24 protein-coding genes, 1 riboswitch and 1 other annotated feature (1 of these 26 cut by a window edge) are annotated in these 23213 nt (G+C 47.8%); of the genes, 2 read left to right on the top strand and 22 right to left on the bottom strand.

Annotation, left to right across the window (positions count from 1 at the left end; genetic code table 11):
• Positions 1-50: a binding site (T-box leader), on the bottom strand (it extends 169 nt beyond the left edge of the window).
• 55 nt (positions 51-105) lie between these two features.
• The 10 genes from purU to MKZ04_RS02575 all read right to left on the bottom strand — a co-directional run bounded on the left by purU (position 106) and on the right by MKZ04_RS02575 (position 7182).
• Positions 106-1008 carry a formyltetrahydrofolate deformylase gene (gene purU / locus MKZ04_RS02620; RefSeq protein WP_096748029.1) on the bottom strand — a complete coding sequence of 301 codons (903 nt, stop codon included), beginning with the start codon at positions 1006-1008 and terminating at the stop codon, positions 106-108.
• Between the two features lie 113 nt (positions 1009-1121).
• Positions 1122-1436: a DMT family transporter gene (locus MKZ04_RS02615; RefSeq protein ID WP_020451096.1), complete on the bottom strand. Its 315-nt coding sequence runs from the start codon at positions 1434-1436 to the stop codon at positions 1122-1124.
• Positions 1436-1765, bottom strand: coding sequence for a DMT family transporter (locus MKZ04_RS02610; RefSeq protein WP_020451095.1), 330 nt, complete (start codon positions 1763-1765; stop codon positions 1436-1438). Before MKZ04_RS02610 ends, MKZ04_RS02615 begins: the two co-directional genes overlap by 1 nt.
• Before the next feature lie 59 nt (positions 1766-1824).
• Positions 1825-1927, bottom strand: a riboswitch (guanidine-I (ykkC/yxkD leader).
• A gap of 46 nt (positions 1928-1973) precedes the next feature.
• Entirely contained in the window at positions 1974-2495 is a 522-nt protein-coding gene (locus MKZ04_RS02605) for a DinB family protein (protein WP_020451094.1), read from the bottom strand.
• Between the two features lie 4 nt (positions 2496-2499).
• On the bottom strand, positions 2500-3000 hold the full coding sequence (locus MKZ04_RS02600) for a small multi-drug export protein (RefSeq protein WP_026579828.1): 501 nt from the start codon (positions 2998-3000) through the stop codon (positions 2500-2502).
• Positions 3001-3092: 92 nt separating this feature from the next.
• Entirely contained in the window at positions 3093-3842 is a 750-nt protein-coding gene (locus MKZ04_RS02595; protein WP_020451092.1) for a DUF1129 domain-containing protein, read from the bottom strand.
• 4 nt (positions 3843-3846) lie between these two features.
• Entirely contained in the window at positions 3847-4179 is a 333-nt protein-coding gene (locus MKZ04_RS02590) for a PadR family transcriptional regulator (protein ID WP_020451091.1), read from the bottom strand.
• A gap of 115 nt (positions 4180-4294) precedes the next feature.
• Positions 4295-5602 carry a pectate lyase family protein gene (locus MKZ04_RS02585; protein WP_075212746.1) on the bottom strand — a complete coding sequence of 436 codons (1308 nt, stop codon included), beginning with the start codon at positions 5600-5602 and terminating at the stop codon, positions 4295-4297.
• Positions 5603-5810: 208 nt separating this feature from the next.
• Entirely contained in the window at positions 5811-6545 is a 735-nt protein-coding gene (locus MKZ04_RS02580) for a DUF421 domain-containing protein (protein ID WP_003180966.1), read from the bottom strand.
• A 118-nt stretch (positions 6546-6663) separates the two neighbouring features.
• Entirely contained in the window at positions 6664-7182 is a 519-nt protein-coding gene (locus MKZ04_RS02575; RefSeq protein WP_023856769.1) for an acyl-CoA thioesterase, read from the bottom strand.
• Positions 7183-7372: 190 nt separating this feature from the next.
• Here MKZ04_RS02575 and MKZ04_RS02570 point away from each other — a divergent pair, with 190 nt between their 5' ends.
• On the top strand, positions 7373-8239 hold the full coding sequence (locus MKZ04_RS02570) for a dimethylarginine dimethylaminohydrolase family protein (RefSeq protein ID WP_101560773.1): 867 nt from the start codon (positions 7373-7375) through the stop codon (positions 8237-8239).
• 28 nt (positions 8240-8267) lie between these two features.
• On the opposite strand, the gene MKZ04_RS02565 is transcribed toward MKZ04_RS02570, so the two are convergent.
• The 11 genes from MKZ04_RS02565 to proG all read right to left on the bottom strand — a co-directional run bounded on the left by MKZ04_RS02565 (position 8268) and on the right by proG (position 20511).
• Positions 8268-9983, bottom strand: a complete 1716-nt coding sequence (locus tag MKZ04_RS02565) for a patatin-like phospholipase family protein (protein WP_165389268.1) — start codon at positions 9981-9983, stop codon at positions 8268-8270.
• A gap of 64 nt (positions 9984-10047) precedes the next feature.
• Positions 10048-11061, bottom strand: a complete 1014-nt coding sequence (locus tag MKZ04_RS02560; protein WP_105979000.1) for an ABC transporter ATP-binding protein — start codon at positions 11059-11061, stop codon at positions 10048-10050.
• A gap of 19 nt (positions 11062-11080) precedes the next feature.
• On the bottom strand, positions 11081-11968 hold the full coding sequence (locus MKZ04_RS02555) for a C40 family peptidase (protein WP_059231328.1): 888 nt from the start codon (positions 11966-11968) through the stop codon (positions 11081-11083).
• Between the two features lie 14 nt (positions 11969-11982).
• Positions 11983-13062, bottom strand: a complete 1080-nt coding sequence (locus MKZ04_RS02550; protein WP_341045243.1) for a mandelate racemase/muconate lactonizing enzyme family protein — start codon at positions 13060-13062, stop codon at positions 11983-11985.
• A gap of 18 nt (positions 13063-13080) precedes the next feature.
• Positions 13081-14013 carry a S66 peptidase family protein gene (locus MKZ04_RS02545; RefSeq protein WP_223254842.1) on the bottom strand — a complete coding sequence of 311 codons (933 nt, stop codon included), beginning with the start codon at positions 14011-14013 and terminating at the stop codon, positions 13081-13083.
• 73 nt (positions 14014-14086) lie between these two features.
• On the bottom strand, positions 14087-15712 hold the full coding sequence (locus tag MKZ04_RS02540) for a peptide ABC transporter substrate-binding protein (RefSeq protein WP_341045241.1): 1626 nt from the start codon (positions 15710-15712) through the stop codon (positions 14087-14089).
• Positions 15713-15743: 31 nt separating this feature from the next.
• On the bottom strand, positions 15744-16742 hold the full coding sequence (locus tag MKZ04_RS02535) for an ABC transporter ATP-binding protein (protein WP_341045239.1): 999 nt from the start codon (positions 16740-16742) through the stop codon (positions 15744-15746).
• A gap of 7 nt (positions 16743-16749) precedes the next feature.
• Complete coding sequence (locus MKZ04_RS02530; RefSeq protein WP_023856764.1) at positions 16750-17709, bottom strand: ABC transporter permease; 960 nt, start codon at positions 17707-17709, stop codon at positions 16750-16752.
• 4 nt (positions 17710-17713) lie between these two features.
• The gene (locus tag MKZ04_RS02525; protein WP_101560769.1) at positions 17714-18640 is read right to left on the bottom strand and encodes an ABC transporter permease; all 927 of its coding nucleotides are present in this window, start codon (positions 18638-18640) and stop codon (positions 17714-17716) included.
• A 15-nt stretch (positions 18641-18655) separates the two neighbouring features.
• Positions 18656-19480, bottom strand: a complete 825-nt coding sequence (locus tag MKZ04_RS02520; protein WP_195257748.1) for a M55 family metallopeptidase — start codon at positions 19478-19480, stop codon at positions 18656-18658.
• A 218-nt stretch (positions 19481-19698) separates the two neighbouring features.
• The gene (gene proG / locus MKZ04_RS02515) at positions 19699-20511 is read right to left on the bottom strand and encodes a pyrroline-5-carboxylate reductase ProG (RefSeq protein WP_341045233.1); all 813 of its coding nucleotides are present in this window, start codon (positions 20509-20511) and stop codon (positions 19699-19701) included.
• Positions 20512-20669: 158 nt separating this feature from the next.
• Between proG and MKZ04_RS02510 the strand changes: the two genes are divergently transcribed.
• Positions 20670-21974, top strand: a complete 1305-nt coding sequence (locus tag MKZ04_RS02510) for a S1C family serine protease (RefSeq protein ID WP_025812040.1) — start codon at positions 20670-20672, stop codon at positions 21972-21974.
• Positions 21975-22056: 82 nt separating this feature from the next.
• Here MKZ04_RS02510 and MKZ04_RS02505 read toward each other — a convergent pair whose 3' ends face one another.
• Positions 22057-23010, bottom strand: coding sequence for a ring-cleaving dioxygenase (locus MKZ04_RS02505; protein WP_262723395.1), 954 nt, complete (start codon positions 23008-23010; stop codon positions 22057-22059).
• Between the last annotated feature and the right edge of the window lie 203 nt (positions 23011-23213).

Here is a 23213-nt window from a genome sequence, read left to right as displayed (position 1 = left end):
ACTCTCTTTCACAGAAAGAACTGCTTACTGGCCCTCTTCAACGCTCGTGATTTTTTATTATTATGCCTAGGAAAAACGCCTCTGTCAAGAGGGAGATCAAACAATTTAATTAAAGACGATCGTCTTGTTTCCATGCACGATAATCCGGTCTTCCAAGTGCCATTTGACCGCTCTTGCCAAAACGCTTCTCTCAATCGTGCGGCCGATGTTTTTCAATGCTTCCACATTGTCTCTGTGGTCGACCCGTTCGATATCCTGTTCGATGATCGGTCCTTCATCCAATTCGTTTGTCACATAATGCGATGTTGCTCCGATCAGTTTAACGCCTCTTTCATATGCCCGTTTATACGGATTCGCTCCGATAAAAGCCGGCAGGAATGAGTGGTGAATATTAATGATTTTGTTTGGATGAGCCGAGACAAAATCAGGCGTTAAAATCTGCATGTAGCGGGCGAGAACGATGACATCCGCACGGTACTCTTCAAGCCATTTCAGCTGCTGTTTTTCCACTTCCTCACGGATGTCTTTGTTCGCTTTCATGTAAAGGAACGGAATATTCAGCGATTCAACGGTTTCTCTTGCATCTTCATGATTGCTGATAACCGCTGCAATTTCCGCCATCAAATTGCCGCTCTGCCACTCCCACAGCAGTTCATGCAAGCAGTGAAGCTCTTTTGAAACGAAGATAGCGACGCGTTTCAGCTCGCTCGCCAAATTCATGCTCCACGTCAGTTGGAAGGACTCCGCCACAGTGGCGAATGTCGCTTTCATCTGTTCGATCTTTTTGCGGATGCCTTCGGCTTCAAACTCAATCCGCAGAAAGAACCGGCCTCCTTCAGGGTCTGTCGTATACTGGCTCGATTCAATAATATTCGCGCCATTTTCAAATAAAAAGGAAGAAACGGCGGCGACGATTCCAGGCTGATCCGGACAGCTGACCAGAAGGCGGACCTTATCGTTATTGATTTCCTGATATTGCGATAACTGCTGTTTCATATATGCATTCATTTTCGTAAAACCCTCTTTGCTTGTAATTCGTAAACTATCTTTTCATTATACTGGAGTTTATTGAAAAATCAATTTACGGACGCCCATTTGCCATAAAGTGCACGGGCCGGACGCTAGCTTATCAGTTTGAGTCCGACGGCTGATCCCAAAATGAGCGCGATGAAAAAGATGCGTTTTCCGTCTTTCGGCTCTCCGTAAAACAGGATGCCGACAAGCGCACCTCCAACCGTGCCGATCCCTGTCCAAACTGCATACGCCGTTCCCATCGGCAGCGTCTCCATCGCAAGGGATAGCAAGAAAAACGAAGCGGCAAAACCGATGATCAACAATAAGATCCATCTCAGCCGCTTGTCTTTATGAAACTGGTTCATCATCGTCACGCCGAGCATTTCCAGTATACCGGCGGCGATGAGGCAGATCCATTCCATTATGACGCCTCCCCTTTCTCCTCATTTGTTACAAGCTTCAAGCCGATCACGCCGCATAGCAAAACACCGATCAGAGCAAGCTTGGCGATATTTGCCGGCTCATGAAACAAGACGATTTCGCAGACGACCGTTCCCGCTGTGCCGAGACCGGTAAATACGGCATACACGGTTCCGACCGGCAGCTTCTCTCCCGCCTTCACCAGTATATAAAAGCTCATCGCGACGGCGGCCGCCGTGCCGATCCATTCAAGAGCCGAATCAGCGTGTTTCAGCCCCATGACCCAGCCAATTTCAAACAAGGCTGCAAGTATGACACTGCCCCATCTCATCAAAATCCCTCCAATTCATTTTCAGCAAAAGAAAAAACCCGGGTTATCGATGAAAACGATACTCCCGGGCTTTTATCCCTCCGTGTGCATATGAACAAATCATATGTGTTTTCTCTCGGACCAGACCACATCCGAATGTGCGGAACCCTAGAAAACTTTAACGCTATGAAGTTTGCTAATTAGCATCATACCAAATCATTCGAAAAAATCAACTGTTTTGCTTGCGGTACTCCCCTAAGCAGGCCTGGATATGCGCTTGGTGATAGCGGTTATGATCAGACATATGCCAGATTCCCCAGCGGATGGTCGAAAACCCTCCCTCATACGGAACCTTCTTCAACAAGTCTGTTTCCGAGAAGCCTTTAACGGTGCGTTTCAACATCTCCAGCACCTCGTCATACCACTCGATTAACACGGATAAGGGTAAGCCTTTTACCTCCGGCAAACGTCCGTTTTCATCTGTCATCGGCCCGTATTTCTCTTCCAGCTCTCTGGGAAATTCGCTTCCCTTCAGCCTGTATACCCAGCGAATATCGACATTGATTAAATGATAGATCAGCTGGGCGATGCTGTTTTTGTCGCCATGCTCCCCTTTATATTCCAGCTCCTCCCTGCTGATGCCGGAGACGATTGATTTCAGCCGTTCGATGTTTTCATTGACCGCCGAAAAAAGCACCCCGACTGTCGGCGCCATCTCTTCAACTGGAGATAAATCCTTTAAAAACGGCATAACTTCACTCCTCTTGTTTAAAGATATTTTTCAGCAGCCCTTCATTTTCAGGAGCGAGGAAACTGAAACCGTAGTAGGCAGCGACAGCCGACACCGCTGTCCATACCGTGAGACTCCCCGTCATCCAGAGCGCCGTTTGCCTTCGCTTGGCCCCGAAGCCCATGCACATAAACGCGGTTAAGTGGGAGCCGATAAAGAAAGGTCCGACGAAAGAAAGGCCAGGGATGCCGTAGGTCAGCCATATTTTTTTCGCTCTGCTTTTCCTTTTTGAGAGCTTATCGGTCTCCGTTCCCCGCTCCCCGCGTTTTCTTTCAAGCCACGCCTTCACTTTGTCAATTAAAAAAATAAGCAGCAGTACAGTTAACAGATTTCCGAATAGTGCGATAATAGCGGACGGAACCGGTTTAAGCCCGGCAACGATCGCTAGCGGCACGACACCGATCACTTCAAACCACGGAATCGCAGCCAAAATAAAGACGAGTACATAGCCCCACATCATATCCATATATCGGCCACCTTTCATGCTCTGATCATAAACATTGTGATCGCCAAAAGGCAAGAGTCTTTACCTTAAAAAATATCATGCTCTTCCGTATTTCATTCATATTGAGCCGTATTTTTGGCACGCTTTGTCTCAATGAACATGACGAGCAGCAGCCCGATATAGGGAATATAAGTTTCTGCCAGCATGGCTCCGGCTGAATCCCACTTCATATACTGAAACAAAAAATGCGTTCCGGCTAAAAGCAGCGGCAATATGGACAATGCTGCAGCTTTCAACCTGAAAGACAAAAGTACGATCACGAGAAACGACAGAGCCATAATCAGCCAGCGGCTTCCCCCGTCAAACGAAAGAATAGGTGTCCCGAATTGCCGATCAATAAAAATAATCGCCAAAATCGGAAAAAACGTCAAAGCGGTGTACATCACCGTATACATGAAGGCCGTTTTCTTCCCTTTAAACGCTGAAACGCGGCCCAACAGCGGTAACATAGCCGCTGCCAGCAAAATATAAAGCGGATAGCCTGCCAGTACATAGACCGAATAATTGAGGCTGTCGTTCACGGCGTCACTGAATATAAAATAGGATATCGCGCCGATCAAAATGGCAAAGAACAACTTGGCGATCTCCCCCGGCCTTGATGAAAGCTCTTTTGACAGCGCTTGAACATATGACTTGGGAGAATCCCCAAAAATTTGCCGGACGGTTTTTCCTTCCTTTTCCCCTTCCAAGGCATGAACAGTCAGCTCATTCATGATTCCTTCGATTTCTTTGTCGCTTTTTCCTACAGACATTAAATACAATCTCATGTCGTCCAATACGTTTTGCATGTCTTTTGATAGCACGATTTCACTTCTCCTTCAGTTTTTTTTCGAGCAGCGCATTGACGTTCCCGGATAATGCCTTCCAACGCCCGATGAACGATCGAAGCTCCGCTTCGCCAAGGGGCGTCAGTCTGTAATATTTTCTCTTCGGGCCGCTCGCCGACCGTTTTAGTTCGGTCTCCACCCATTTTTCCTTTTGCATGCGCAGGAGAATCGGATAGATGCTTCCTTCGCTGATATCCGAAAAACCATATCCCGCAAGCACCTTTGTCATTTCATAGCCGTATATCTCCCCTTCGGATATGACAGCAAGCAGACATCCTTCTAAAATCCCTTTCAGCATTTGCGTTGAACTCATAAGCCACCTCTTTTATGTATCTTGCAATACAAGATAGATGAATCATAACATATGGTATTTTGTATTGCAAGATACCCGAACAAAAAAAGCGGACACCATGTCCGCTTTGCGTATATTACTTCAGTTTTCCTGCGCCTGCCTGCGCTTCAACGATTGTCGGCACATCTTCTGCGTCGTCGATTTTTTCAAACAGCGTCGGCTTCCAGCCGGCCGATTTTTTGACAGACGCATGGTTTGCTTGGTTGTATGTGCTGACAACATCGATTTTTGCGACGCTTTTTTGGTTGTTTACGACCGTATCTTTTTCATATAAAGCGTCACCTTTAAAGACCTTCATCAATTTTTGAGGCTTCGTTCCTTCCGGCAGGTCGAAGTAGTTGTCCTCAGCATAAATTTTTGAAGAATAGCCTACACCCCATGAATAATTGTAGCTGTCTTTCGTGCTTTTAAAATAGTTGTTGTAAATGTGCACTTTTCCGTAGCGGACGCGCGGTGCCCGCTCTTTTATATTTTCGTAGAGATTGTGGTGGAATGTCACCCTTAAATGACCGTTGTCTGCTTTGTAGCTGTCGCTTGATCCGATAATCGTGTTTTTAGAATGTCCTGAAAATATGCTGTAGGATACCGTAATAAAATCCGACTGCTTTTTGATATCCAGCAGTCCGTCGTGATGCTGGAATTCACGCCCGAAATACGTTTCGGTCAGCTCATCAGGCTGATCTCCGTCATTGAATGAGCAGTGGTCGATCCAAATATTTTTGGACATTTCAATCAGCAGGTTGTCATATTCTGAATTCCAGTTTCCGCTGCTCCCATCCGTCGGATCCCAGCCAGGGAAGAAATCGTACGCGTTTTCGAATTCGATATTGCGGATAATGATGTTTTCCGCGTTTTTGACATAAAGGCCTCCGCCGACGATTTTCGCATCATCTCCGAGCCCGATTATCGTCGTGTTTGAACCGACTCTGATCAAGACACGCTCCCTCTGATTGTCTTTGGAGCGGAGCCTTGCCTCTTCAAGCTTTCCTGACGGCTCCTTTTTCCCCCATTTCTTCGGATCATAAGCTTTGAGATACGCTTCGATCGAATATTCAGGGTCTTTATAATCTTCATAGCCTAAAGGATTGTTGTCATCATCAACACTAAGATTGATTGTTCCCTTCACATAGATGATCTTCGGCGTATCATTTTCGCTGTTCTTTTTATTGTCTCCCCCTAATGCCTCAACAAGCTGCTTGCGGTTTTTGACCGTATATACCTGATCAGAAGAAGCGTCAGCGCCTCCGGTCGTTCCTTTTCCATAAGCGCCCCAGCCGTCTTTTGAGCCGAGGACGTCGCGTCCGTAGTCTGCCGCTTCGATTGGCACAGAAGTGCCGAGCAGCAGCAGGGCGCCCAAAATCATTACACTAAAAAACCTTTTCATCAATTGCACCTACCATCAAAATTTTTCACAAAAACTAATATATGCTATAAAAATACAGAAAACAACATATTTTCCTCCTATTTTTTGTGACACCATTTTCAACTTTCGTGACAAATGCCCTGTTTCATTTTACGGATGAAGAAAAGAACAGACTCTTAATATTTTTCTGAAATAGTACAAAATAAAAAAATCGCCTATTCGGCGAAAATTAATGGTCTTGCCCCGGTTTATAAAGATATGGATCATCAGTTAACGGGCTGCCGGGATCTTCCCTATCAATCATAATTTCATTTTTTTCGTTCAAGGTGCCGAGCGTAATGGTTGGCAGCATCGCTTGCTCAATCCCTTTATCCTCTAATTTTTGAAACAGCCATTCTTTCGTTTTTTTCAAGTATTTTAAATTGTGTTCGATGATTTCGCCGTCTAAAATAAGCGGAATCGGCACGAAATTCCGCTTCGTCTCCAAGCTGAGGTCCCGCGGCTGTACAGGCCTCGCTTCCGATTTGGGAATCACGCTGATCTGGCCCGATTCTTCAATCAGGGCGATGTCGATATCTTTCGGATCGGCATAGCCTTTTTCGCGCAATTTGCCGAGCAGTTCATTGACGGTCAGCCGCTCTCTTTTTAATCCCCCTTCATCAATATTGCCGTTTCGGATCAGCACGGTCGGACTGACGACAAGAAACCAGCGCCATTTATTGTGTAATGACAGCTTTTCAATCAACAAATAGAAGATCAGAAAGGTAAGTGCGTAATAAATGGACATTGAAATTTTAGAAGTAAGAATCGGTTCGCTGATGATCGTTCCGATCGCAAATGTCAGCAAAAGGTCGAAGTTCGTCATTTGCGAAACGGCTTTCTTCCCTGCGATTCGAAAAAGAATATAAGCTATAGAGAACACTAAAGCAGGCTTGGCTAAAAAAGTCCATACAAATTCAAGCATTTCACCCAAAACTTCTTTCCGTTTTTTGTCATTTATTTTGAACAAATATTGGTTTGTGTATTCATGACACAGCAAAACCCCTGCAACTGATACCTGAGCCGGGGTTTTGTTCGTATGTTTACCAAGGTTTGTCAACAGCCAGCGCCTGGGCCAGCGCTTTGCTGTGTTTGCGATGGTTTTTCCGTTCTTCGGCGCGCTGCCGGGCGGTCTGGTGCAGCATGATTTCTTCTTCAGACTGCGGTACAACTTGGGGAACGGCCTGAGGATTGCCGTCCTGATCAAGCGCCACGAAGGTTAAAAAGGATGTCGCCGCAAGCTTTCGTTCGCCTGTCAGCAAATGCTCTTTAATGACTTTGACGAATACCTCCATTGACGTTCTGCCGACCCATGTCACATAAGATTCAAGGCAGACTGAATCCTCCTGGCGGATCGGTTCGAGAAAATCGACGGAATCCATGGAAGCTGTCACGGTTTCACACCTCGAGTGTCTCGCTGCCGAAATCGAAGCGATATCGTCGATATAGCTCATCAGCTTGCCGCCGAACAAGGTGTTGTGATTGTTCGTATCAAGCGGAAATACCCTGCTTGTTTTGACAACTTTTGATTCTTTGCAGTATCTCTTTTCAGGTCCATTCATCATCCATTACTCCTTTGATGTCTACTAAGATGCGTTTGTAAAGTGGATTTTTTCTATATTAAACACTATTAGAATTCATTTGTCTAAACTTTTTTATCCGGCTGACTGTCAGATTTTCTGGCTAAAAGGTTTATTTCTCGCTGCGGGAAGGGAATAATGAAATGACTAAAGAGAGGACGGGGGAATCAAAATGGACTCAGCATTATCGAAAAAAAACCGCGGGGCGGGCTGTACAAGCGAATACGACGTCTTAAAAAAAGTGGTGTTATGCAGACCGGAATATATGGAGATTGCAGAAGTGATCAATGAAACACAAAAGTATTTTCAAAAAGATAATATCGATAAAACGCTGGCCGTCCGCCAGCATCATACATTGATAAAAGAATTGGAGAGCCGGGGTATTGAAGTCGTGATTCTGCCTGCTTTAAGCCAATTTCCGGAACAGGTTTTCACGCGCGATATCGGGTTTACGATCGGAGACACTGTGTTTTCCGCGCAGCTATCAGCCGACATCCGCCAGGGCGAAGAAAACGTCCTGCAGGAATGGCTGGCAAAAGAACAGATCTCCTGGGCCGCATTTAATGAAGGCTATCAAATCGAAGGCGGCGACATCCTCGTCGACCAAAATACCATATATGCCGGTATCAGCCACAGAACGACGTTCTCGGCCGTCCAAGAACTGAAGCGCAGGCTTCCCTCTTATGAAGTCATACCGGTTCCGTTTGAAGAAACGTTCCTTCATCTGGATTGCGTCTTCAACATTCTTTCGCCGACAGAAGCGCTTGTCTATCCAAAAGCCTTAGGAGAAAGAGAATACGACGTCTTGAAAAAACGCTATGAGATGATCGAAATTACGGATGATGAACAGTTCCAACTCGGTACAAACGTTCTGTCCATCGGCAATAAAACCGTGATCAGCCTGCCTGTTAACCGCCACGTAAATCAGGAGCTCAGAAAAAGGGGCTATACGGTCATCGAAATCGACTTATCCGAGATCATAAAATCCGGCGGGTCTTTCAGATGCTGTACATTGCCGATTGAGCGTAGCTGTACGTAAAAAGAGCCTCAGAATGAAGGCTCTTTTTTTACGCTTTTCTTTTTAACTTTTGCATACTGCCAAAGTATAAGAAGAGCTTATCAAACACTAGAAGGTACATATTCACAAAGATAAATCCCGTTAAAGCGATCAATACCGCAGGAACAATTTTAAATAAAATTTTGATTGCAGGGTTTCTGAGTCGACCGGTATATATTGCTTTTAAAAGAAGTACATACAAAATTGGCAAAATGAAAAGCACTGTTGGCAAGGATATATTAGAAGGAATCTCGATGTCAGGCATAAGCATTATTCCTATAAATACCGCAACTAAAATGCCGATATTTCCCAGACCTCTGTTTATTCTAAAAGGTTTAAACAACGTTTTGCTTGAAGCTGTTAAAAGCCTTTTATAATATGGATGAATCTCTTCTGCCGTAAGCCAGCTATCTATTTCGAAAAAGCGGTAATTCTTTGGTTTTATAGGAGACTTCGCGGCAAGATCCTTTATTTGGGATCGCTTAAACTCGTACTCGCTCATTTTGTACCCGTCAAGCATTAATGAGTAGGCTTCGACTTCAGAAAAAGAGTCAAGATCTGTCCGGACTTTTGAAAGCAGGTTTTGAACTTCTTCGTTGACACCGTATGTGTGGTAAGGCCCTTTAAACGAGCAGCCTTGTCTTTCTTGATTTTTGATCGGGATCGAGTCAATTGACAGCCGCTTTTTCAAGTGCAACAATGCTGTCGTGCGATGGTATTTTTTCATATGGCCTGAAATCTGTTTTTCCCTCACCAGATCGGCGAGAATGCTGGCGCTTCGCCCCACAACTCCAGGGATATGCGTGGACGGTTCTTTTTCGCTTTCCATTTGCTTAGACGCGTCACTAATAATAAAATGAGTGCACTTAGGTCTCTCACTCAACAGAGTACTAATCCCTTGGTTATCATGAACACCCCCATCAGCAAGCTGCACCCGAATGCCTTCCTCATAAAGATCACTGATGGCAAGGGGGACAAAGACTCCAGGGACGCTTGCTGAGGCAGCAACAGCATGGCCCAGCCTGAAACAACTATGCTTGCATGGTCCGCGTTTCCGTTTATTTTGTTCTTCACACCGTGAATGACAGTTACTTTTACATAAGTCTTGATAGGATTTGACACGTTCCAATTTGAAATTTCCATCAACAAACAAAAGACTTTTATCCCTATCGATTTCCCCCATTCCCGAATTGGTAAATACCCAATTATGGCCGTTATTTAAAACAGTGGCATTCATCAATAGCTTGGGAATTTTCGCATTTTTTATAGTCGTGTTTATTGTTAAATCGTGCATGTAGATACATCGCTTGCATTCGCAAAACGCACCCACTGGTTTGAACATGAATTTTTCAAAAAGTTCGCCTGCATAGTCGCTGCGCGAGTAGTTTGGCAAACACATTTTCAAGTTTTTCAAAGGGTTAGTAAAGGTGCGAAGTCTGATGTTGCACTGGACTGCTCTGAGAAAATCGTTTTGTATCTCGACCATCATATTTTGATAATCTTCATCTTTTACTTCAGCTCCTTTTTTACTTTCATACAGCTTTTTTAAACGCAGGTAGTACAGTGTACCGATGATTGACCCTCCTGAAACTGCTGAAATCAAGTCAACGTGACGAAGCAGGCCTATATCAGCCATCCTTGACAAAACTCCAATATGAAAAAATCCGGCGCGAAATCCGCCGCCGGAGAGAGCCAAACCCAGTTTATACGTCTTATCTTCCAGCATCTTCATGTCTCCTTTTTGATTGTTATTATTCTTATAGAGAGCACGAATTATGCTGGGATTTGCTTCACCTCGCCTGCAGCGTCACCTTCAGGCCGTCGTCCTCTTTTCTCGCGTCGCCGTCATACAGATGGCAGGCGACAAAATGACCGTCATCGGCTTCTTTTAAGAGCGGTTTTTTGGCGGTGCAAATGTCCGTCGCGGCGGGACATCTCGTTCTGAAAACGCAGCCGCTCGGCGGATCGATCGGACTTGGCAGCTCGCCTTTCAGTATGATTCGTTTCCGCTTATCTTCCACATCCGGATCGGGAATCGGGATAGCCGATAAAAGCGCCTGGGTGTAAGGATGCAGCGGTTCTTGATAAAGCCGGCCGCTGTCGGTGATCTCGACCATGTGCCCGAGATACATGACGCCGATCCGGTCGCTGATGTGCTTCACCATGGAAAGATCGTGGGCGATAAATAAAAACGTGAGCCCTTTTTCCTTTTGCAGCTTTTTCAAAAGGTTGACGACTTGCGCCTGGACGGAGACATCAAGTGCGGATATCGGCTCATCAGCAACGATAAATTCAGGCTCAAGCGCAAGCGCCCTGGCGATGCCGATTCTTTGCCTCTGTCCGCCGCTGAACTCATGGGGATAGCGATTGGCAAAGCTTTTGTGCAGGCCGACTGCTTCCAGAAGCTCGTCCGCTTTTTCAAGACGCGCCTTTTTCCCTCCGTACAGGCCGTGGATTTCCATGGGCTCTGTCATAATCTCCCTGACCGTTAGCCTCGGATTTAGTGAAGCATAGGGGTCTTGAAAAATCATTTGAATTTTGCGGTTGTACTGGAATGATTCATCATCGCTCAAATTGTGGATGTTTTTTCCCCGATATGTAACCTCGCCCTCTGTCGGCTGATAAAGGCGCATCAGCACCCTTCCGGAAGTCGACTTGCCGCAGCCCGATTCTCCGACGAGTCCGAACGTCTCTCCTTCTTTAATATCAAATGAAATGCCGTCGACCGCTTTGACCGTTTTGCCCCTTCCGGCGTCAAAGTGCATTTTGAGACGGCTTACTTTCAATAAAGCGCCGGTTTGCATGCCAATCCCCCCGTTTTAATTAAAAATAGCGCCTGATGGCACACAGCTCTTTTTCATAAATTGTGCCTTTAAGAGGTATGACCTCAATCGATTTTCCCGTTTTTGGAGAGTGCAGCATCTCTCCGTTTCCGCAGTAAATGCCGACATGGTGAACCCGCCCTTTGCCTTCTTCATATGCGAAAAACAGTAGATCGCCCCGCTTCGGGCTGCTGAAGGACACCTCTTTTCCGCTGTTCGCCTGATCGCCGGCATCGCGCGGCGCTGAGCAGCCGTTCGCCTTCAGCATATTGAAGACAAATCCTGAGCAATCGTAGCCAAAACCGCTCATTCCTCCCCAAAGATAGGGCAGGTTCAAAAACGCCTCACCGGTTTGAACGATGTCGTCTCCACTGCCTTTTACAGGTGTTTCGATATCCGCATCTTCTTTTTTCAGCCATCTGCGTCCGAGCGGTGTATCAACCTCAAACCAAATGCCGTCCGAAGACAAAACGGGCAGCTTAGTGAGAAAGCTCAGCTCAAGAACTTTCATTTTCTTGTCATCATATAGAAAAGCCGTCGGTTTTTGAATGACGGCGCTTGTCTCAGACTTCGCCGGGCTTTTTTCGGCCAGGCATTCCTTTGGTATCCAGCCCGGGTAGCCGCGTTCGTCTTTTGCAGACGGCTGCCCGGGAATGATGACGAAAGCCCAGCCTTCCCGCTCTTTTATAAGCTGCACATCTTCTCCGAAAAGCACCTGTGTTTGAACAAGGTTTGCCGTACACAGCTCAAGACGCTCATCGAAGGACATTGCGTCAAGCCAGCTTCTTACATGTACGGGATTTGCCAGCATCAACCGGTCAATGCGGCGCGGTGCTTCCGGACTGGTCCAGACGTTGGCGACCGAGACGGTTGTCGTATAAAGGCTCATTCGTCTTCCCCCTCTCAATGGTTGACTTTCGTGATACCGAGTCCGGGAGCATCCGGTATCGTGATCGTTCCTCCATGATAGCGGATGCCGCCTTCAACAATATCCTTCTTCAGCATGAGCGGCGCATCAAAATCGAATTTTGTCACATTTTTCTGGCTTGCTGCGAAGTGGACGGCTGCTGTGATGCCGACCCTTGTTTCGATCATGCTTCCGGCCATGCATTCCACTCCGCACGCTTCTGCCATGGCGTTGATTTTCAACGCCTGGCGGATGCCGCCCGCTTTCATCAGTTTAATATTGATGAGATCGGCGCTTCTCGTTTTCAGTACGTGAAAAGCATCCCTTGGGGTAAACACGCTTTCGTCCGCCATAATCGGCGTATCGACGGCATCTGTCACCTGTTTCAAGCCTTCGAGATCGCATCGGTGAACCGGCTGTTCGACAAGCTCGATCGAAAGCCCCTCATCCTCCATTTTCCGAATGGCTTTGACAGCCTGTTTCGCCGTCCAGCCTTGATTGGCGTCCACGCGGATCCGGACAGCGCCCCCCGCTTGTTTGCGGATTTCCCTGATCCGTTCGAGGTCTGTTGCCATATCGTTTTTTCCTACTTTAATTTTGAGCGTACGAAACCCATCTTTTACATAACGGGCCGCGTCTTTCCCCATTTCTTCCGGGTCATTGACGCTGACAGTAAAATCCGTCTCGATCTCCCGCCTGTATCCGCCCAGCAATTGATACAGGGGAAGACCGCAAAGCTGCGCCAAGCAATCGTAGACGGCTGTTTCTACAGCGGCCTTTGCGCTTGTATTTCCAACAATCAGCTTGTCGATGTCATGAAATATCGCCTCCGCCATTCGCAAGTTGCGCCCGGAGAGCGCCGGTGCGAATATCGTGTTGACTGCCCCCTCAATACTGTCAAGCGTCTCACCGGTAATAACGGCAGTCGGAGGCGCTTCGCCCCAGCCTGTCATCCCGTTTTCAGCCGTTAATTTGACAATGACGGCTTCCGCTGTGCGGACAGTTCGAAGCGCTGTTTTAAACGGTTTTTTCAGCGGCACGGCGATACGGTTTGTCGTCATTTCGGCAATCTTCATAGCAGCCTCCTTTTTCCATCAAGAAATTCCCGGATCGATCGTAAGCTGTTTTTTGTCGGCGTCAAGGACGGCTTGCGCCCCCACCGGAACGGCGATATTCGGTGAACAATGGCCGATGTTAAAGCCTGACAGCGCCGGTTTTCCTGCAGCGGCGATATAATCTTGGAAAACTTCTTTTAATGTAAGTGACTCACCGCGTTTTTTCGGGGAGCAGTTATGAAAATCGCACAGCAGGATGCCGACGGCGTCCGATAATTTCCCGGCCATTTTCAATTGATTCAGCATCCGGTCAATTCGGTAAGGCTCTTCATCGACATCCTCGATAAACAAAAGCTTTCCTTTCGTATCAATTTCATAAGGCGTACCGAGCGTCGTCACCAGAAGAGCGAGGTTTCCGCCGACAAGCTCCCCTTTCGCCGCACCGTTTCCGAGCGTTTCCAAAGGCGACAGCTCCTCTGTATAGGTGAGCGTCATTTTTTGAAACAGCTGCCGGAAAGAGCGCCGGGTGAGCGGATGCACGTCTTTATTGCCGATATCCGAACTGAGCATCGGACCGTGAAATGTAATAAGTCCGGTGTTTTGCCTGATCGCTGTATGTAAAAAAGTGATGTCTGAATAGCCCCAAAAAATTTTCGGGCGGCTTTTGATGAGTCGGTAGTCAATGTTCTCGGCAATCCTCGCCGTGCCGTAACCTCCGCAGGCACAGATGACAGCTTTGACCGAACGGTCTTCAAACATGTCGTGCAGATCCTCCAAGCGCTCTTCATCGTTCCCCGCCAAATAGCCGTGTCTTTCAATGGCTGAACGTCCCACTTTGACTTCAAGCCCGAGTTCTTTTAAAAACCGGACGGCGCGGTCAAGCTTTTCGGGGACGGGCGGACTGGCCGGCGCAATCACACCGACTGTATCTCCCTGCATTAATCTTTGAGGCGCAATATTCAACTGAGACATCCCCCTTTATGAAAAGTCCGCCCGCCTCTGTGCGGTGGCGTGCGCAAAGAAAGTGGCAGACGGACAAGTTTGATCATGACGTTTTTTCGGCCCATTTCAGTTCAATGTAGCCGACCGGATGACGGACGATGCCTTTCACATTCTCCTTTTCCAAATGGACTTGATTATAGAAGTGGATCGGTATGATCGGCATCCCTTCAAACAGCAGTTCTTCAGCCTGATGCAGCAGCTCTGTGCGTTTTTCTTCATCAGCTTCATTTTTCGCCGCCTTGATCAGTTCGTCATACTCTGAATTGCTCCAGCCGGTTCTGTTCATTGCGTTACCCGTTTGAAAGCTTTCCAGGAAGTTGATCGGATCCGCATAATCAGCCAGAAAAGAGCTTTGGGAAAATTGAAATTTGAGCGCCTTCTGTTCTTCAAGGAATGTATTCCATTCCATATTGGCGAGCTTCACATCGACGCCGAGCGTACTTTTCAGCTTCTGCTGAATCGCTTCCGCCATTTTTTTATGCTCCGGTTTTGTGCTGTATGTCAGCGTAACGGCGGGCAGCTTTTCGTAGTTTTCTTCCTTCATGCCTTTTTCGAGCAGCTGTTTCGCTTCATCGGCGTCATATTTGAGCAAATCGCCGCCTTCCTCGCGAAAATCCTTGCCGTTCGGCCCTTTGATTCCCGAAGACACAAACCCGCGGGCCGGTTTTTCACCATTTTTTGTGACATAATCGACGATTTCCTGCTGATCGACGGCCATCGCAAACGCTTTTCTGATCTTTTCATTCTGGAACGGTTCTTTATTGACATTGAATCTGTAATAGTAAAGACCTGCCTGATCGAACACCTTCACCTCGTCAGAACCTATCAGCTTCTCGCTCATTTCAGCCGGGACATAAGCCGTATCGAGCTCATTCGACTCGAACATTTGGTAGTCGGTATTTCTGTCATCGACCATCGCCCATGTCACTTTATCAAGCTTCACAGTATCCCGGTCCCAATACGTATCGCTCTTTACCATCGTAAAGCTTTCATCATGCTTCCATTCTGTCAGTTTAAACGGACCGTTGCCGACAAATGTAGCAGCTTCTTCATGCCATTTCGGATTTTTTTCGGCGATTTTCTGAGGAACCGGGAAAAAAGCCGGATTGGCTACAATGCTTAAAAACGACTGCTGCGGACTTTCGAGTGTCACCTTAAGCGTTTTTTCATCCTCCGCTTTGACTTTGACATCATCCTTCGCACCTTTTCCGCTGTTAAAGGCCTCGCCGCCTTCGATAAAGTAGCCTAAAAACGCGGCGGAAGAGCCCGTTTTCGGATCGAGCAGACGCTTCCACGCATATTCAAAATCCCCAGCGGTTAAAGGGTCTCCGTTCGACCATTTGGCATCATCACGGATTGTAAAAGTATATGTCTTCCCATATTCGGAAATGTTCCACTTTTCGGCGGACGCCGCTTCCGGTTCATGGTCTGCGCCAAGCCTAGTCAAACCTTCCATCAGATTGTTCAGCGCCTGCCATGAGACATTATTAAAGCCGATCGGCGGATCGAAAGATGTCGGTTCATTTTCATTGTTCAGCCTCAGGACTTGTTCTCCAGCCGTTTCTTTCGCTTTCTTCTTCGTTTCCTGCCCAGCCTGTTCATTTGCCGTACATCCGAACAGCAGAATGACCGCAACTGCGGCAGCCAATACGCTCGCTAGCCTTTTCATCAAATCCCCCCATTGAAAATCGATTTCATGATTATGTTGTCAGCAGAGCCCGTTTCGCCCTTTCATCCTGAAGCCAGCAGCACACACGATGCCCCGCCGAGACTTCTGCAACGGCAGGATAAACCTTGCCGCATACTTCCATTGCATAGGAACAGCGCGCCGTAAACGGACACCCTTCAGGCGGAGAAAACAAATCTGGCGGCGTCCCGTCAATCGGAACGAGATCCGCACCTTCGAGGTCAAGCCTCGGAACGGAATGCAGCAAGCCTTTTGTATACGGATGCTGCGGACGGTAAAAAATATCCCTCCTCGCTCCCGTTTCCGCTATTTTCCCAGCGTACATCACGGCGATTCTGTCCGCCGTCTGTGCGACTACACCTAAATCATGGGTGATTAAAATGATGGATACACCGGTTTTCCGCTGAATGTCTTTAAACAGCTCAAGAATTTGCGCCTGAATGGTAACATCGAGCGCGGTCGTCGGTTCATCCGCAATCAGAATCTCCGGTTCACAGATGAGCGCCATGGCGATCACGATCCGTTGCCTCATCCCGCCGCTGAATTGATGCGGATACTGCCTCAAACGCTCTTTCGGATTCGGAATCCCGACGAGCTCAAGCATCGAAATGACCGCTTTTCGAGCGTCTGTTTTAGACACGGGCCGATGTTCCAAAAGCGCTTCTGTCAACTGGTCTCCGACGGTCAAGGTCGGATTCAGGGCTGTCATCGGATCCTGGAAGATCATTGAGATTTCGGCCCCTCTGATCTTTCTCATCTCTTTTTCGGACAGATGGCGCAAGTCTTTTCCCTTAAAGCGGACCGCACCGTCTGTGATCGTTGCCGAAAACTTCGGCAAAAGCTGCATGATGCTTTGCGATGTCACGCTTTTTCCGCATCCCGACTCACCGACAATCGCAAACGTCTCCCCCTCATATAACTCAAAGCTCACGCCGCGGACGGCTTTGACCGTGCCGCCGTATGTCGTAAATGAAACATGCAGATTCTCGACTTCCAATACTTTTTTCCGCAAAAACACATTACCTCCTCAGCTTCGGATCTAACGCATCCTGCAGTCCGTCTCCAACGACATTAAAAGCGAACATTGTTAATGAAATAAAGAAAGCAGGAAAAAACAGCCGCCACCAGTGTCCCGATAAGATCACCGGAAGGCCGTCGTTCGCCATGACACCCCAGCTCGCAAACGGGGCTTGAATGCCCAAACCGAGGAAACTGAGAAATGCTTCGGCAAAAATGGCCGACGGCACCGTCAAGGTCATCTGGACGATGATCGCTCCCATCATGTTCGGAAGGAGATTCCGCCTGATGATCCTTACCGTTTTCGCTCCGAAGGTTTTGGATGCGAGAACATGCTCATCATGCTTCACCTTCAAAACCTGACCCCTGACGATCCGCGCCATGCCGACCCAGCCGGTGACAGTCAGCGCAACGATGATCGTCCCGAGTCCAGGCCCCATCATGACCATGAGAAGAATGACGACCAATAAATAAGGCAGTCCATGCAGCACTTCGATGACCCGCATCATGACATGGTCTGTTTTGCCGCCCTTATAGCCGGAGATACCGCCATAGATGACGCCGATTGCAAAATCGATCAAAGCCGCCATCACGCCGACAAACAGTGAAATCCTCGCTCCATACCACGTTCTTGTAAACACATCGCGGCCGAGCTCATCGGTTCCGAACCAATGCTCCATCGACGGAGGCAGGTTTTGCTCGGAAAGCGTCTGCTGGGTGACGCTGTGCGGAGAAAGAACCGGTCCGAGTACAGCCATGATGAACAGGAAGATTAACACGCCCAATCCCGCCATCGCCAGCTTGTTTTTTCTTAAAATCCGCCAGGCGTTCTGCCAGTATGACAGGCTCGGCCTTGCAACGGATTCACGCTCATCCTGCTTTTGTTTCAGCGGGGCAAACCATTCAACAGGGATATCACTGGCTGAAGACGCTTCGTTTTCTGTGCGGACTGGAAGGCTCATATGCTCACCCTTTCTTATGCAGTTTAATACGCGGATCCAGGATTCCGTAGGCCATGTCGACAAGAAACAACATGATGATGAGGATGATGCTGTAAAAAACGGTGGTGCCCATAATCACGGGGTAATCGCGGGAGTTGATGCTTTCAACAAAATATTTTCCCATGCCCGGAATCGCAAAGATTTTTTCGATGACGAAGCTGCCCGTTAAAATCGAAGCGGTAAGCGTCCCGAGAATCGTTACGACTGGCATAAGGGCGTTTTTCAGGGCGTGCTTCATAACAATTTTAAAAGGGGAAAGCCCTTTAGCCCGGGCCGTTCGGATATAATCCTGTGTCAGCACTTCAATCATGCTGGAACGGGTCAGCCTGGCGATAATCGCCAGCGGCCCCATTGCCAAAGCTGCAGTCGGAAGCACCATATGAAGCGGGCTCGTCCATGTCGATGGAGGGAATATGTTCCAATTGACGGCGAATTGCTGTATCAGCAAAGTCGCCATAATAAAGTTGGGAACCGAAATGCCGAGAACGGCAATGGTCATCGCTATATAATCGATGACGCCGTTTTGCCGCAGTGCGGCAAAGATTCCGAGTGCGATCCCGGAAATGACCGCCATAATCAGCGCTGTCATCCCCAGCTCAAATGAAACAGGGAACCCTCTTGACAGCAAATCGTTCACGCTTTGTGAAGGCTGCTTGATCGACGGCCCGAAATCAAAGGTAACGATCGACTTGACATAATACAAATATTGAACAAAGAGAGGCTCATCAAGCTGATAGTAAGCCTCAAGGTTGCGCTGAACCGCTTCATTCGTGTTTCTTTCTTCATTGAAGGGAGAGCCCGGAATCACTTTCATCATCACAAAGGTCAATGTCGTGATCACCAAAATGGTCGCCAGCATCGACAGAAGCCGCTTCATGATGTAACCCGCCATTTTCATCCCACCTTCCTAGGAGAATGTTGTTCTCATCGCAAGCTCGGTCATGACAAGCATCGCTTGATAGGCTTCAAGAATGTCTTTCGCTTGATAGCGGACAGTCGTCGTTTGCCGTTCGATTTCAGCACCCGGCATCAGACTCGCCCACTCGGCTTGCCCGTAATTGGCAAACTCAATCCGCAGCACCGGCCTGTCCGGAGGCGTGAGCGGCTTGACTTGACCGCGGTTTTGAATCGCATATGCCGTCCGCTCTCTTAATAGCTGCCCCGCTTTCTCCGGCGTCAGGCATTTGACCGCCGAACGGGATATCGTTTCCTTGACGGCCGCTGTCGTTACGTTCGGAATCAGTTCCTCCGCCTCAGCTGCCGCCTCGCTGTCACCGGCAACCATGATAACCGGGACGCCGTAATAACCGGCAACATAAGCGTTGAACCCCAGCTCGCCCACCGCCTGATCGTTTATGTAAAAATGTCTGACGCCGAAAATCATGCTGTGAGACATCACGCCTCTCATCGATGCTCTCGCATGGTAGCCGACGAACACGGCACCATCGCATGTATCGTCAAGTCCCTGGACCATCGAAAACGGTTTGACATCTCCCGAAATGAGCAGCGCTTCAGGATGGAGCCGCTCAATTAACAGATTGTTCATTTTAGAGTGGCTGTCATTGACAAGCACCTCTCTGCATCCGCTTTTGAACGCTTCGTCAATCACATGATTGGCCTCGTCCGTCATGATCTTCCGGCCTCTCTCATAGTTCAGCTTGCTTGAATCGACGAACGTATCATCCGGAAGTCCGGAAATTCCCTCCATATCAACAGACATATACAGCTTCACAAAAAACCACCCCTTATGAAAAACGTCTCAAATTTTTTATTATTTTGGGAATATTCTAACAAATTATATTAGAATTTTAATAGAAATGCAATAACCATTGGTAATTTTAGAAATTTAATATAAAATTGGAATTTTGATGAATGTTGTCGAATGCAAATAAAAAAGCTGCCTGATCAGGCAGCTTTGGGATGTCCGGATATGTCGATAAATGCCGCAGTTCACTGCCGGCGGACAGCGTCTTTAATGTCTTCATACTTCTTCATCGTTCTGGCAAACAGCTCGTCAAAGACTTCCGGCATGGCATTTTGAATGACCTCCGCCCCTTCTCCGGTTATGCCGCCTTTTGTCGCCACCCGATCAAGCGTTTGTGCAAACGTCATGTCTTTTTCCATTAACAGCTTGCCCGTTCCCAGCAATGAATGAATCAGAAATTGAAACGCGTCTTCTTTCGTAAGACTGCTGTTTCTGACGGCAGCTTGAGCAAATTCTTCAAAGATCGAAGCGATGAACCCTGGTGAAGAGCTTGTTAAATTACTCGCAGCGTCAATATCTCTCTCATGTATCTGTTTGACTGTGCTGAAAACGGAAAGATATTCTTCCAGCCGGCTTTTGTCCGCCTCAGCAACCCGCTCGCCGTGGACAACAAGCGAAACACCGATCCCGGCTTCAGATGTGAGGGTCGGAATGTATCTCGTCACCTGTCCGCTTGTCCAGTCGTGAAGCCGGTCAAGCTCGACCCCCGCGGCAATCGAAACAATGTGGACATCCTCCTGAAGAAACGGCTGTATGTTCACAAGCGTTTCCTTTACCGCCATCGGCGGTACACAGATGAAGATCAGGCCGCACTGTTCGGCGAGCTCTTCGGCTGATTGACAGGCGACATTCGGGTAAAGTTTTCTCAGCTCCCCTGTTTTCCCATCATTCCTTGAGCTGACGACCACCATGTCATCGCTGATTTTCTCCTGATCAAGCAGTTTCACTGCAATCATCTGTGCCATGCTTCCGTATCCGATAAATCCAATCTTTTTCAACGTTTAGAACACCTCTGACATGTCATATTATAAATAGCACCCTATTTATTCTATCCTTTTTCTTTGACAATTTCCCACAATGTTTTCATGTTTATCCCACAGTCTTTGATTATGATTGAGGCATCAAAGGATATGATAACAATAGGAGCGTGAAAATGATGGAATATAATAGAGAAGATCAGCTTGAAACGAAAAACGAACTCATCGTCTCCGATCAAAAGCCCGACCAGGCGATAAAAAAAGCAGAACAGCAAAAGCGGAGACTCTCATGGATGACGCCGATCCTCAGCGGCATCATCGGGGGAAGCCTCGTTCTCGGTGTCACGACATACCAGCATAGCAAAGACGAAACGGCCAATACATCTGTCCAAACACAAACTAATGAGACTGCGAACTCATCGGCTTCTTCCAATAAAGCGAATACCGAAAAATTGTCCAGCACCAATTCGTCTGACATTTCAACAATGGTGGAAAATGTATCTCCCGCCATCGTCGGTATTTCAAACTATCAAAAACAAACGGAGAGCGGTATGTTTGGGTTTGAAAGCAACAGCAACAACAGCAGTTCAAGCGAACAAGAAACAGGCACAGGCTCAGGTGTCATTTATAAAAAAGCAAACGGCAAAGCATACATTATTACAAATAACCACGTTGTCGAAGGCGCATCTAAATTGACGGTTTCCCTGTCAAACGGCAAAGAAGTGGAAGGAAAATTGCTGGGCAGCGATTCCTTGACAGACCTTGCCGTTGTTGAAATTTCCGCTGAACACGTCGAAAAAGTCGCATCTTTCGGCGATTCTTCAAGCTTGAAAGCGGGTGAATCGGTCATTGCAATCGGAAATCCGCTCGGCAAAGATCTGTCCCGCACGGTGACGCAAGGCATCATCAGCGGTGTTGATCGGACCGTTTCCGTTGATACGTCCGCAGGCCAAACCGAGATGAACGTCATTCAAACAGACGCGGCCATCAATCCCGGCAACAGCGGAGGCGCCCTTTTGAATACAAAGGGAGAAGTGATCGGCATCAACAGTATGAAAATCAGTGAAAGCGGAGTGGAAGGCATCGGATTTGCGATTCCAAGCAATGATGTCAAACCGATTGCAGAAGAGCTGATGTCTAAAGGAAAAATTGAGCGTCCGTTTATCGGAATCGGCATGATGGATCTTGAGCAGGTGCCGGAAAACTATCAAACAGGCACCCTCGGATTAAGCGGCAGCCAGTTAAACAAAGGCGTCTACATCCGCCAGGTCGCTTCAGGCTCCCCTGCTGATAAAGCGGGCCTTAAAGAGAACGATGTCATCATCAGCTTTAACGGAAAAGAAACCGATACGGGAAGCGCGCTGCGCAACCTTCTTTACAACGATGCAAAAATCGGGGATACGGTAAAGGTTACCCTCATTCGAAACGGCAAAACAATGACAAAACAAATGACGCTTGACCAAAAAGAATCCGCATCATCTTAACAGCATGCCCCCCTTTTAGGCTGTCGGCTGCGCCGGATGCCTTTTATATAAAAAAACGAGGTCCTTTTCGGGACCTCGTTTTCTATTGAATCGGTTTCAGCCGCGCTTCAATCTCTTTCCGCCGATGTTCCAGGTACGGCGGCAGCGCAAGGCTTCGGCCGAGCTCATCGATCGATTCATCAACGGCAAAGCCAGGCCCGTCAGTCGACAGTTCAAAAAGTATGCCGTTCGGTTCTCTGAAATACAGCGCCTTAAAATAATAGCGCTCCACAATCCCTGAATTCGAAAAGCCGTTCTCACTGATTATCTCATGCCACCGCTTAAGTTCTTCTTCATCTTTGACGCGGAATGCGACATGATGGACGCTTCCTCTCCCGGGACGCTCTCTTCTGCCGTCATCTGACTCTTTCACATGCACCTCCGCGCCTGCTCCTCCTTCACCCGATTCAAAAATGTGAAGCGTACGGCCGGTTTCATCAGCCTGTTCCTCACCGATTTTATGAAAGCCGAGAATATCGGTCAGCACCGCAGCTGTCGGACCGGCGTCCTTGACAGTCAATTCGACCGGGCCGAGCCCCCTGATCGCGACCTCCTCAGGAATGACGCCGTTTTTCACAGGCACTCCATGATCTTTTCCCTTTTCATCAGCCACAAGCATCATGTTCTGTCCTTCATGGTCTAAAAAGCGGAGAACGCTCCGCCCCGCACGCGTCTCGATGCCGTAAGTCTCTGCGCCGAGCTCATAAAGCCGCTTCTTCCAAAATTCGAGTGCTTGTTCACCGGGAACCCGAAGTGATACGGACGAAATGCAGTTCGTCCCTTCCCGCCTCCGGGCAAGCATCGGAATCTCGAAAAATGTCAAATCTGAACCAGGCGACGCAACTTCATCACCGTAAAACAAATGATACATCGTCGGCTCATCCTGATTGACTGATTTTTTTATCAGTTTCATGCCAAGCCCTTTGACATAGAAATCCAGATTATGTTGAGCGTTGGCAGTTAAAGCAGATACGTGGTGGATGCCATTTACGTTCATTCTATCATCTCCTCATTAAATATCTCGAATTCGAGATTTCTTCTTTCTCAAAAATAGGCGATTTGATTTGAAAAGTCAACCAAACCGTCTTACAGGACCTTCTTTCCTGTCTGCTCCTAAAAAACTAACAATAACTCCGAAATGACTTAAAAAGGTTCGGTTATTCCTGCCCCCTTCGGGTTTTACGACCTTAAAATGTTTAA

The organism is Bacillus sp. FSL W7-1354 (assembly GCF_038002405.1).
GTDB lineage: Bacteria > Bacillota > Bacilli > Bacillales > Bacillaceae > Bacillus > Bacillus paralicheniformis.
This window is presented reverse-complemented; position numbering and strand designations above follow the sequence as displayed.